This window comes from Streptomyces sp. NPDC097129 (assembly GCF_055668065.1).
Window position 1 is genome coordinate 885,163 of the sequence record NZ_JBVOQE010000002.1, and the last position, 12,575, is coordinate 897,737.

Genomic DNA, 12,575 nt, shown 5'->3' on the forward strand with positions numbered 1-12,575 from the left:
TGCCATCCGTTCTCTAAGTGAAGGCAGGCACAGCCGTAGCCGGCGTTCCGTCCAAAAGTGTCGAATCGCCCATCTCGCTGAGTGCGAGAGCGAGCGCTCCGAGCACCTCCGCCCGGCCGCCAAGTGCCCCCGGGAGAACGGAGAGTTGGCGCGCCGCGCTGGGGATGGCGTAGCGGCCGACGGACTCCCTGATCGGCCCGAGTACGAGCTCACCGGCCTCGGCGAGATCACCGCCCAGGACGACCCGGCTCGGGTTCAGCAAATTGCAGAGATTGGCCACTCCACTGCCGATGTGGCGGCCGACGTCGGCGATCACCCGACGGCAGCCCGGGTCTCCGTCCTTGGCCAGCCGTACGACGCCTTCCATGGTGAGGTCGGTCCCGTGGCTGGACTGGAGCAGCGGCAGCACATAGCGCGCGGCCGTGAAGGTCTCCAGGCAGCCGCGGTTCCCGCAGCGGCAGACCGGTCCGGATTCATCAAGAGTAATATGTCCGATTTCTCCCGCAGTGCCACCGGGACCGCGGTAGATCTTCCCGTCGATCACCAGACCGGCGCCGACACCGCTGGCGACCTTGATGTACGCCAGGTCGCGCACGCCCCGGCCGGCGCCCCAGACCAGCTCACCCAGGGCGCCGAGGTTGGCGTCGTTGTCCACGTGCACGGGCACGCCCAGGCGCTCTTTCAGCTCCTCGGCGGGCTTGGTGCCGGTCCAGCCCGGCAGGATCGCGGTGGACCCCAGGGTGCCGGACTCGACGTCGATCGGGCCCGGGACGCCGAGGCCCACGCCGGCGACTTTGGACCGGTCGACCCCCGTTGCTGCGATCAGGCGATTCACCAGCTCCTCGGCCCGGTCCAGGCCCTGCGCGGAGGAGGCGTCGACGTCCAGCGGCTCGGACTCCTCGGCGAGCACCTGGTGGGCTAGGTTGCCCACGGCGACGCGCAGATGGGTGTGCCCGAAGTCGACGCCCACGACGATGCCGGCGTCTCCGCTGAGGCTGACGCTGCGGGCCCTGCGGCCGCCCGCCGAGGTGGGCGTGACCTCGACCGTTCCCCCGTCCTTGAGTTCCCGGACGATGTTGGAGACCGTTGCCGCGGACAGGCCCGTGGTCCTCGCGATCTCCGCCTGGGTGAGCGATCCCGCCAGCCGAACGGCGCGTACGACCCGCTCCAGGTTGGCTCGGTGCAGCGACGACTGCGACCCCGGAGTCTCCACGACGACCTCCTGCGCACGGGACCGCTTCGATGAGGCCCCGCTCTATGTCCAACTAGTGAACTCTAAGCTGAGCCGTTCGGGGTGACTCCCGTCAAGAGGTTGAACACTTTCCACCTCCGTGATCGAGCCCTCACGGGCAGTCTCCGGCGGCGGAACGGGACGCGTCCACACGGTCGCACAGGGCTACGCGGGACGGGGGGCGGGGCCTCCCGTACCGGCCGTTTCCGGGCCGGAGTACCCCGGAACGGGACGGGAGCACCCCCGGCGCCCGGCACACGCGTACGCCGCCCCCTCGGGAGCGGCGTACGTGTCGTCGCGTTCGCGGTCGCTGCGGCCGCCGGGGCTACTTCAGCGCCCCCGCGGTCAGCCCCTGGACCACCTGGCGCTGGAAGACGATGTACGCCGCCAGTACCGGGAGCATCGCCATCACCAGGCCGGCGAAGAGGCCCGACCAGTCGCCCTTGTACCCCTGGCTGACGGCCAGCTGCACCAGGCCCTGGGTGAGGACCCGCTTGTCGGGGTCGGCGTTCAGGACCGTCGGGAGCATGTACTGGTTCCACTGGCCCAGGAAGTTGAAGATGCCCACGCTGACCAGGCCCGGCTTGGCCATCGGCAGCATGATCTGGAAGAACGTCCGGCTGTGCGAGGCGCCGTCCACGAACGCCGCCTCCGCCACCGACGTCGGCAGCGAGCGGAAGAACGCGGTCAGGAAGAACACCGTGAACGGCAGCGAGTACGCGATGTACACGAGGATCAGGCCGTGGATGGTGTTCAGCAGTCCCATGTTGTTCACGACGTAGAACAGCGGGACCAGCGCCAGCATGATCGGGAAGCTCATGCCGCCGACGAACAGGTAGTAGATGAAGCGGTTGCCGGGGAAGTCGAAGCGGGCCAGGACATACGCCGCCATCGAGCCCAGCACCAGCGTGCCGATGAGCGAGCCCCCGACCACCAGGACGGTGTTCAGGAAGTAGTCGCTCATATGGGCGTCGGTCCAGGCCCGCGCCCAGTTGTCGAAGTGCAGCTTGTCCGGCAGCGACCAGGGCGAGCCGAAGATGGAGCTGTCGTCCTTGAAGGACGTCATCACCGCCCACAGCAGCGGCATGACCACCATGATCGCCCAGAGGACCAGCATGCCGTGCGAGAAGACGTTGAGGACACTGCCCTCCTTCTTCGCCGCGGGCGGCTTCTTCGCCGGTACGTCCACCTTGGTGACCGGCAGGCCCGGCTCGGCCGGGATCGGGGCGGGGGACTCGGTCGTCTTCATCAGTACTCCAGCCGCTCGCGCCGGCCCAGCCGCATGACGACGGCCGCGAAGGCCAGCGTGACGAGGAGCAGGGCGACGCCGATGGTGGTGGCGTAGGCGGCCTGCCCGTCACGGAACGCCTTCTGGTACACGTACAGGACCATGACGGTGGTCGAGTAGTCGGGGCCGCCCGGTCCGGTCGTCATGATCTGCACGACCGCGAACGACTCGGCGCCGAGCGCCAGGATGCCCATGTACACCCAGCCGGACTGCACGGTGTCCCACAGCAGCGGCAGGGTGATGCGGAAGAACGTGGTGAAGCGGTTCGCCCCGTCCAGCAGCGCGGCCTCGTACAGGTCCGCCGGGATCGACGCCATGCCCGCCGAGAACAGCACCACGAAGAAACCGACCGTCGACCAGACCAGCACGGCCATCACACACCACAGCGCCAGATTCGGATCACCCAGCCACAGCGGCTGCACGCTGTCCAGCCCGATTCCCCGCAGGACCGAGTTGATGGCGCCGCTCTCCGGGTTGTACGCGAAGGCGAACAGCAGGGCCACGATCGCGATGGAGAGCACCTGCGGGAAGAAGTACACGATTTTGTAGAACGACGACCCCCGCACGCCGGAAATGACCGGCCCGCCCTTTCTCCGCCGCCCGCCGACATTGATCATGAAGGCGAAGAACAGTGCCAGGCTGAGGGTCACCAGCGGCAGCACCAGGGCGAACAACAGGCTGTGCTGCAACGACTTCCAGAAGATGTCGTCGTCGAGCATCCTCTTGTAGTTGTCGAAGCCGACCATCTTGAATTCGGGGCTCAGGCCCGTCCAGTCCGTGAACGAGTAGTAGATGGACTGGATGAAGGGCCACACCACGAACAGGGCGTACAGCCCCAGGGGTACCGCCAGGAACCCCACGATGAACCGGTATTTACCGTGCTGCATTACTACCGACCCCGATCTGTGGGCGGGCACTGCCACCAGGGCCCGCCCGGGCTGGTCAGGGCGCCGGGCGGGCTGTGGTGACGGTTCGTCACTGGTGCTTGTAGTGCTTGATCGAGCTGTCCTTGGCGGTCTCGTCGGCGAATCCCTGGATCTTCTTGATGGCCTCCGCCGGGGTGAGGCGGCCGGCCATCATCTCGCCGAGACCGGACACGCCGATCTTCTCCTTCTGCAGCTGGACGTACCAGTCCTGCAGCCGCGGGTTCACCACGTTCTGGCCGGCCTTGTCCAGCGCCGCCACACCCGACTTCAGGCCGGGGGTGAGGGCGATGCCGTCGGTGCCGCCGTTGTACGCGGTCAGCGACTTCACCTTGGCGGTGAAGTTCTTCGAGGACGCCTCGCTGAGCATGATGCGCAGCTGCTCCATGCCGCCGGTGCCGTTCTTGGCCTTGGCCGGCACGATGAACGGCTCGCCGCCGGAGGCCCAGATGGTGCCGAAGGGCATCTTGTCCGAGGCGTCCAGGCCGGTCGGGGCGGACACGGCGAGGTTGAAGTCGGCCGGGATGACGTTCGCCGACTCGTTCTCCACCCAGGAGCCGTTCGGGATGAACAGCGCCTTGCCCTTGGCCCACGCGGTCTGCGACTGGATGTGGTCCAGGCCCGGAGTGCCCTGGAGGACGTAGCCCTTCTTGTACAGCTCGTAGTACGCCTCGAAGCAGGCCTTGACGGCCGGGTGCTTCCAGGCGTTCGGCTCGAGGTTGTCGATGGCGTCGAGCACCTCGCGCCCGCCGACCTTGCCGATCATCGGATACAGGGAGAAGGGCAGGTAGTACGGGTACTTGCCGGCGTACGTCCAGCCGGCCATGCCCTTCTTCTTGGCCTTCTCGCACACCGCGAGCATCTGGTCCCAGGTCTCGGGGTACTTCTCGTCCAGCGCGTCCAGCGCCTTCTGCGAGTACCAGACGCCGTACACGGTGTAGGCGTAGTACAGGATCCAGACCTGCCGGCCGTCGAACTGGCCCATCTCCACGATGCCGGGGCGCAGCGTGTCGCGGACCTTCTTCTTCGGGTCGTCGTAGGACGGGGCGTCCAGCAGCGCGGTGAGGTCGGCGAGCTGGTTCTTGCCGACCAGGACGCCCATGTCCATCTGCTCGGCGCCGGAGTTGTCGATGAGGTCCGGCGGGTTGCCCTGGTTGAAGCGGGGCTGCAGGGTGGACTGGATCTTCTGGGTGGCGGAGAACTTGACGTGCGCCTTGGGGAAGTTCTTGGCGTAGATCTTCGTCGCGTCCTCGGCGTACTCCTTGCCGAAACCGCCGTCGAAGAGGACGAACTCCATCTGGGCGGTGTCATTGACGCCCAGCGGGTTCTGGGCGGTCTTCTTGCCCGCCTTCGCCTTCTCGTTGTTGTCGCTGCCGCCGCCGCTGGCGCACGCGGACAGAAAGCCCATCGCGGGTACGGACACCAGGCCCAGCGCGGCTGACCGCTTGATCAGAGCGCGGCGGCCGACGCCGTCGGTGCCGTTGTTTGCTGCGGAAGTGGATCCCATGCTCAAGTCCTCGCCTTCTCACAGGACTCAGGCGGTGAACCGGATCCTCCCCGGCACCGCAATCGGGTCAAGCAGGGTGAAGCAGGTGGAACAGGAGTGAAGCAGGAGTGGAACAGGGGTGGGCAGGGGTGGGGCAGGAGGTGGCGCAAGAGGTGGAACAGGACGTGCCGCGAGCTCGTGCAGATCGTGTGAATCGCCGACAGGTATAGTCCACTTCCGGTCGCCGGAGCAAGATCGAATGCAAGGTTGGCCACGGGTCTTTTCCGAGTTGAGACCTCGCGGACATATGAGCCGCCTGTGGATCCCGTGACGGAAGAATTGCCGACATAGCCCCCGAACGGCGCACCCAACACCCTTGACACTCCTGGCCACTTCACCCCCTACTGGTTCCTGCGCGAAGTAGCTGACAACGTTGTCCACTGCGCAGGGAGGGTGTGCTCGGCGATGCGGCGCAGAACTCGGCACAAATACGGTCCGGCGGTCGTTCTCACGGCCGCCTTTGTCATGGCGGCGGGCGCCCAGGGGGCGGCGGTGGCGCTGCCCCGGCAGGCCCCGGCCTCCGCCCGGTCCTTCACATCGTCCTTCGAGGCGGGCGATCCGGCGCCCGACTGGCTCAGCACCGTCGACTCCGCGCCCGACGGCGGCAAGCGCGCGTCCGGCGTGGACGGCGGCTACGCGAGCGGCATACCGGGCAATGTCACCGACCATGTCACGGATGTGCGGGCCAGCGGGGAGAACACGGGCGCCGGCGAGGTGAAGGAGAACCTCGTCGACGGCGAACCGAGCACCAAGTGGCTCACCTTCGAGCCGACGGGCTGGGCCGAATTCGACCTGGACACACCGCAGAAAATCACTACGTACGCGCTCACTTCGGCCAATGACGCCGCCGAGCGCGACCCCAGGGACTGGACCCTGAAGGGCTCCACCGACGGCAAGGACTGGAAGACGCTCGACACCCGCTCGGGCGAATCCTTCGGCGAACGTTTCCAGACAAAGACATACGACCTGGCGGAGCCCGCCGAGTACGCGCACTTCCGGCTGGAGGTCACCCGGAACAACGGCGCCTCGGGCATCCTGCAACTGGCCGACGTGCAGTTCTCCACCGGCGCCGCGGGCGGCCCGGTGCCCCAGGACATGCTCTCGCTCGTCGACCGCGGCCCGAGCGGATCCCCGACCGCCAAGGCGGGCGCCGGATTCACCGGAAAGCGCGCCCTGCGTTACGCCGGACGGCACACCGCCGAGGGCCGCGCGTACTCGTTCAACAAGGTCTTCGACGTCGACGTGCGCGTCACCCGGGCCACCCAGCTGTCCTACCGGATCTTCCCGTCGATGGCCGACGGCGACCGCGACTACGACGCCACCAACGTCTCCGTCGACCTCGCCTTCACCGACGGCACCTATCTCAGCGGCCTCGGCGCCACCGACCAGCACGGGTTCGCGCTCACCCCGCAGGGGCAGGGCGCGGCGAAGGTGCTCTACGTCAACCAGTGGAACAACGTGGCCTCCCGGATCGGCTCGGTCGCGGCCGGCAAGACCGTCGACCGGATCCTGGTGGCGTACGACTCCCCGAAGGGCCCGGCACGCTTCCGCGGCTGGCTGGACGACATCTCGCTGCGGCCCGTCGCGCCGGAGCGGCCGAAGGCGCATCTCGCGGACTACGCGCTGACGACCCGCGGCACCAACTCCAGCGGCGGCTTCTCCCGCGGCAACGACTTCCCGGCGACCGCGATGCCGCACGGCTTCAACTTCTGGACGCCGGTCACCAACGCGGGCTCGCTGAGCTGGCTGTACGACTACGCCCGGATGAACAACGCGGACAACCTGCCGACGATCCAGGCGTTCAGCGCGAGCCACGAGCCCAGCCCGTGGATGGGCGACCGGCAGACCTTCCAGGTGATGCCGTCCCTCACGCCGGGCACCCCGGACACCTCGCGCGCCGGGCGTGCTCTGCCCTTCCGGCACGAGAACGAGACCGCGCGGCCGTACTACTACGGGGTGCGGTTCGACAACGGCCTCAAGGCCGAGATGGCGCCCACCGATCACGCGGCGGCGCTGCGCTTCACCTTCCCCGGGGACGACGCGAGCGTGCTGTTCGACAACGTCACCGAGCAGGCGGGCCTGACGCTCGACAAGGAGCACGGGATCGTCACCGGGTTCTCCGACGTGAAGTCCGGGCTGTCCACCGGCGCGACCCGGCTGTTCGTGTACGGCGTCTTCGACCGGCCGGTGACGGACGGGTCGTCGAGCGGCGTGCAGGGCTGGCTGCGCTTCGCGGCGGGGGACGACCGCACGGTCACCCTGCGCCTCGCCACCTCGCTGATCAGCCTCGACCAGGCCAAGGACAACCTCCGCCAGGAGATCCCCGACGGCATGTCCTTCGACGCGGTGAAGAACCGCGCCCGCACGGCCTGGGACGACCTGCTCGGCCGGGTCGAGGTCGAGGGCGCCACCCCGGACCAGCTGACCACCCTGTATTCCAGCCTCTACCGGCTGTACCTGTACCCCAACTCCGGCTTCGAGAAGGCCGGCGGCAAGGACCGGTACGCCTCGCCCTTCTCCCCCATGCCGGCGCAGGACACCCCGACGCACACCGGCGCGAAGATCGTCGACGGCAGGGTGTACGTCAACAACGGCTTCTGGGACACCTACCGCACCACCTGGCCGGCGTACTCCTTCCTGACGCCCACTCAGGCGGGTGACCTGGTCGACGGGTTCGTGCAGCAGTACAAGGACGGCGGCTGGACCTCGCGCTGGTCCTCCCCCGGCTACGCCGACCTGATGACCGGCACCTCCTCGGACGTGGCGTTCGCCGACGCCTACGTCAAGGGTGTCGACTTCGACGCGAAGGCGGCGTACGACGCGGCCGTGAAGAACGCCACCGTCGTCCCGCCCTCCTCGGGGGTGGGCCGCAAGGGCATGGCGACCTCCCCGTTCCTCGGCTACACCAGCACCGACACGCACGAGGGCCTCTCCTGGGCGCTGGAGGGCTACCTCAACGACTACGGCATCGCGCGGATGGGCCAGAAGCTGTACGCGCAGACCGGCGAGAAGCGCTACCAGGAGGAGTCGGCGTACTTCCTCAACCGCGCCCGCGACTATGTGAACCTCTTCGACGCCAAGGCCGGCTTCTTCCAGGGCCGTGACGCCCAGGGGAACTGGCGCGTCCCGTCGGAGAAGTACGACCCGCGCGTGTGGGGCTACGACTACACCGAGACCAACGGCTGGGGCTACGCCTTCACCGCACCGCAGGACAGCCGGGGCCTGGCCAACCTCTACGGCGGCCGCTCGGGCCTCGGCGACAAGCTCGACGCGTACTTCGCCACCCCGGAGACCGCCTCGCCCGACGTCGTCGGCTCCTACGGCGGTGTCATCCACGAGATGACGGAGGCCCGGGACGTGCGGATGGGCATGTACGGCCACTCCAACCAGGTCGCCCACCACGTGATCTACATGTACGACGCGGCCGGGCAGCCGTGGAAGGCGCAGGAGAAGGTCCGCGAGGTCCTCTCCCGGCTGTACGTCGGCAGCGAGATCGGGCAGGGCTACCACGGCGACGAGGACAACGGCGAGCAGTCGGCCTGGTACCTGTTCTCCGCGCTCGGCTTCTACCCGCTGGTCATGGGCAGCGGCGAGTACGCCGTCGGCTCCCCGCTGTTCACCAAGGCGACCGTGCACCTGGAGAACGGCCGGGACCTGGTGGTGAAGGCACCGAAGAACAGCGCCCGCAACATCTACGTGCAGGGGCTGAAGGTCGACGGCCGCACCTGGACGTCCACCGCGCTCCCCCACTCCCTGCTCGCCCGGGGCGGGGTCCTGGAGTTCGACATGGGACCGCGTCCGTCGGCGTGGGGCACGGGCAGGAACGCGGCGCCGGCGTCGATCACCACCGACGACAAGGCGCCCACGCCGCGCGCGGACGTGCTGAAGGGCGACGGCGCCCTGTTCGACGACACGTCGGCGACCGAGGCCGCGGTGACGACCGCCGACCTGCCGGTCACCGCCCGCACCGAGGCCGTCCAGTACACGCTGACCTCGCCGAAGGACCACACGAAGGCCCCGGCCGGCTGGCGTCTGGAGGGCTCCGCCGACGGCACCACCTGGCGCACCCTCGACGAGCGCTCCGGCGAGTCCTTCCCGTGGGACCGGCAGACCCGGGCGTTCACGGTGGCGCACCCGGGCGCGTACCAGAAGTACCGCCTGGTCTTCACCGGTGAGGCGACGCTGTCGGAGGTCGAACTGCTCGCCTGACGCGTCGGCCTGTGCGCGTACGGCCCGGGGAGTCCGCTCCCCGGGCCGTACGCGTGTCCCGTCCTCAGCCCACGGCCAGCGTGAACACGTGCAGGTCCGCGTGGTGCGGGAGGGTCACGGAGGCGATCCGCCTGCCGTCGGGGGCGATGACCGGTTTCGTGGCGAAGACGTACGTGGCCACCGGGTCGCGGCCGGCTCCGGCGACGTTGCGGTACGCGGTGCGGGCGACGACCTCGTTGCCGTACTGGACGGTGCCGCCCCCGCCGCCGACGGTCCAGTCGGTGAAGGCCAGGTCTGCGGTCCCGGTGGTGCCGTCGGTGTAGGTGACGGTGGCCTTCGCCTGCTGGTCGCCGTTGACGGCGCTGCCGACGAAGGACAGCCGGGTGGCGGGGGACGCCGGCCGGAGGGTCTGGCCGGCCGCGGAGGCGTTGTCGGGGCGGCCGTCCGGGGAGTCCGGCCAGGTGTAGGCGAGCCCGGCGACGCTGCCCGCGGCGCCCGGGGTGAGGCCCGCCACGGCCAGGGCCTGGCGGGAGTAGCTCCAGCCGCCGCCGTCGAAGTCGGCCTCGTCGTGGTCGCCGGAGTCGTCGGAGATGCCGGTGGTGTCGTAGGCGGCGAGCAGGCTGCCGGGCGCGGCCACGGTCAGCGTCACCGGCTGCCGGTACGCCGTGCCGCCGGAGGTCACGGTGATCCGCGCGTCGTAGAAGCCCTGTGCGGTGCCCGCGCTCGCGGTGAGGGTGATCTCCTGGGCGCCGGAGGTGACCGTGCCCTCGGCCGGGCTGGCGGTGACGCCGTCCGGGGTCTCGACGCGGAAGCGCACGTCGGGTCCGCTGCCGCCGTTCAGCGCCACGGCCCGCACGGTCGTCGTCATGCTGCCGCCCGGCGGGATCGTCGCAGTGGTCGGACCGACGCCGATCTGGTACGGCTGCTCGCCCGCCCGGAAGGACGGCGGCGCGTCGGCCGGGTCGCTCCCCCAGGTCCGGTCCGGGGTCGCGGACAGGGTGTAGTCGAGGTGTCCGCCGCGCTGGACGAACGACGCGGGCAGCCAGGGCCGTTCACTGGTACGGCCGTCGACGCGCAGGGAGCGGATGTACGGGGCGTCGGCCGCGGCGCCCCGGGCGCGCACGGAGATGTCGTTGCCGTAGGGGCGGTGGATCTCGATGCGTTCGAACAGCGGTGAGGCGAGGACGAGTTCGGCGCGGGAGGGCACCTGCGGATACATGCCGAGGGCGGAGAAGACGTACCAGGACGACATCGCGCCGAGGTCGTCGTTGCCGGGGATGCCGCCGGGCCCGGTCGACCACAGCCGGCGCATCGCGGCCCGCACGGTCTCCTGCGTCTTGTAGGGAGCGCCCGCGTAGGCGTACAGGTAGGGCACGTTGATCGACGGCTCGTTGTCCAGCTCGGACTTCTCGCCGCCCGCGCCGGTGAACGCCCAGCCGCCGTCGGCGGTGTGGAAGAAGGCGTCGAGGCGGCGCACGGCCGTGTCCCGGCCGCCCATCGCGGCGAACAGTCCGGCCGGGTTGTGCGGAACCATCCAGGTGTACTGGGCGGCGGTGCCCTCCACGAAGCCGGTGCCGGTGGCCGGGGTGAAGCCGGTGACCCAGCTGCCGTCGGCCTTGCGGTCGGCGATGTAGCCGCCGCTGCCGTGCGCCGCGATGTTGAAGTTGTTCTGCCACCACTGGGCGCGGTGCGCGAAGGCTGCCGCGGTGTCCTTCTCCCCCGCCGCGCCGGCGAGCTGGGAGAGCGCGAAGTCGGCGGTGGACATCTCCAGGGTCTCGGCGGCGCCGCCCCAGGCGTTGGACACCGAGGGCATGTAGTGCAGTTTCAGGTACTTGTCGAGGGAGGGGCGCTGACCGGCGGAGAGCACCGGTCTTCCGGCGGAGGACAGGTCCTGCACGGTCGGGACGGTGGCCGCCTCGACCAGGGAGGCGAGGGCGCCGTCGAGGTCGAAGCGGGTGCCGCCGAAGGCGTGGATGCCGGCCAGGGCGGGGGCCGAGGGGTCGCCGTTCATGACGTGGGTGCCGGCCGCGCCGTGCAGCCAGCGGTCCCAGACGCCGCCGTTCTGCCGGGCCAGCTCGTACAGGGACTGGGCGATGTCCGAGCCGGTCCGTGGGTCGAGCAGGGTCAGCAGCTGGACCTGGCCGCGGTAGACGTCCCAGCCGGAGAAGGTGCCGTACTGGGCGCGGTGGCCGAGTGCGACGGTGTGCACGCGGCCGTCCGGGCCACGGTACCGGCGGTCGACGTCGTCGATGACGTTCGGGTGCAGCAGGGCGTGGTAGAGCGCGGTGTAGAAGGTGGTGCGCTCGGCGTCGGTGCCGCCGCCTACCCGCACGGCGCCGAGGCGGCCCTGCCAGGCGCGGCGGGCTGCCTCGCGGACGGCGTCGAAGGTGCGGCCGGGAGGGTTCTCGGCGGCCAGGTTGGCCTCGGCGCCGGCGCGGCTGACGTAGGAGATGCCGACCTTGACGTTCACCTGGCCGGTGCCGGGCGCGAACCGCACGTATCCGCCGGCGCCCTTGCCCGCGACGGGCCGGCCGCCGTGCGTGAAGCCTCCGGTGGAGCCGGAGGCCGTGCGGGACCCCGGGGTGAGCTTGTCGTCCTGCCAGGTCCCGGAGGCCGTGAAGGGCCGGTCGAAGCGGGCGGTGAAGTACAGGGTGTAGTACGGCCGCTGCCCCTCCGGGTCGAGGAAACCGCAGAAGTTCCCGGAGGTGACGGAGCCGGAGACGGTCCGGTGCGCGGGGTCGATCTCGACCGTCGAATCGGTCGAGCCGACCTCGGAGTTGGCGGTGCGCACCAGCAGCGAGGCGGGCTTGTCCGCGGGGAAGGTGAAGCGGGCGGAGCCGGTGCGGGCGGTGGCGGTGAGGTCCGCGGTGACGCCGGAGTCCAGGCCGACCCGGTAGTGGCCGGGCTCGGCGTCCTCGTCGGCGTGCCGGAAACCGGCGGCGTACACCGCGTCCTTGGTGTCGCTCGCCGGGGAGGAGGTGACCTCTCCGGCGTACGGGAAGAGCGGGATGTCGCCGCTGCCGCCGGCGCAGCCGGTGCCGGACATGTGGGTGAGGCTGAAGCCGCGGATGCGGGTGGCGTCGTACTGGTAGCCGCCGGGCGCCGCGGTTCTGGTGGCGTCGCCGCGGGTGTTCTCGGGGCTGAAGGAGAACATGCCGAAGGGCGTGACGGCGCCGGGGAAGACGTTCCCGCCGTTCTTCGTGCCGATCAGCGGATCGACGTACGTGGTGGGGTCCTTGACCAGGCCGGGGGGTGACGCGGCGGTCGCCGCGAGGGCGGGGGTGCCGCCGGCGGCCGCGAGCACGGCGGCCAGCAGCAGGGACACGGGACGGAAGCGCATGACGCGGCCCTCCTCATTGCGGACGGGTCGCGCACCAC

At 69.9% G+C, this 12,575-nt stretch carries 6 protein-coding genes; 1 reads left to right on the plus strand and 5 read right to left on the minus strand.

Annotation, left to right across the window (positions count from 1 at the left end; genetic code table 11):
• Positions 1 to 13 precede the first annotated feature (13 nt).
• The 4 genes from AC0B9F_RS09685 to ngcE all read right to left on the minus strand — a co-directional run bounded on the left by AC0B9F_RS09685 (position 14) and on the right by ngcE (position 4,949).
• The gene (locus AC0B9F_RS09685; protein ID WP_472000470.1) at positions 14 to 1,213 is read right to left on the minus strand and encodes an ROK family transcriptional regulator; all 1,200 of its coding nucleotides are present in this window, start codon (positions 1,211 to 1,213) and stop codon (positions 14 to 16) included.
• 343 nt (positions 1,214 to 1,556) lie between these two features.
• Positions 1,557 to 2,480: a carbohydrate ABC transporter permease gene (locus AC0B9F_RS09690; RefSeq protein ID WP_472000474.1), complete on the minus strand. Its 924-nt coding sequence runs from the start codon at positions 2,478 to 2,480 to the stop codon at positions 1,557 to 1,559.
• Positions 2,480 to 3,406: a carbohydrate ABC transporter permease gene (locus AC0B9F_RS09695; protein ID WP_472000476.1), complete on the minus strand. Its 927-nt coding sequence runs from the start codon at positions 3,404 to 3,406 to the stop codon at positions 2,480 to 2,482. The genes AC0B9F_RS09690 and AC0B9F_RS09695 overlap by 1 nt, the downstream gene beginning before the upstream one ends.
• Positions 3,407 to 3,494: 88 nt before the next feature.
• Positions 3,495 to 4,949 (minus strand): N-acetylglucosamine/diacetylchitobiose ABC transporter substrate-binding protein, encoded by a 1,455-nt coding sequence (gene ngcE / locus AC0B9F_RS09700; protein WP_472000478.1) that lies wholly within the window; start codon positions 4,947 to 4,949, stop codon positions 3,495 to 3,497.
• Positions 4,950 to 5,393: 444 nt separating this feature from the next.
• On the opposite strand from ngcE, the gene AC0B9F_RS09705 reads away from it, so the two are divergent.
• Positions 5,394 to 9,197 carry a GH92 family glycosyl hydrolase gene (locus AC0B9F_RS09705; protein WP_472000480.1) on the plus strand — a complete coding sequence of 1,268 codons (3,804 nt, stop codon included), beginning with the start codon at positions 5,394 to 5,396 and terminating at the stop codon, positions 9,195 to 9,197.
• A 64-nt stretch (positions 9,198 to 9,261) separates the two neighbouring features.
• Here AC0B9F_RS09705 and AC0B9F_RS09710 read toward each other — a convergent pair whose 3' ends face one another.
• Positions 9,262 to 12,537 (minus strand): GH92 family glycosyl hydrolase, encoded by a 3,276-nt coding sequence (locus AC0B9F_RS09710; protein WP_472000481.1) that lies wholly within the window; start codon positions 12,535 to 12,537, stop codon positions 9,262 to 9,264.
• Between the last annotated feature and the right edge of the window lie 38 nt (positions 12,538 to 12,575).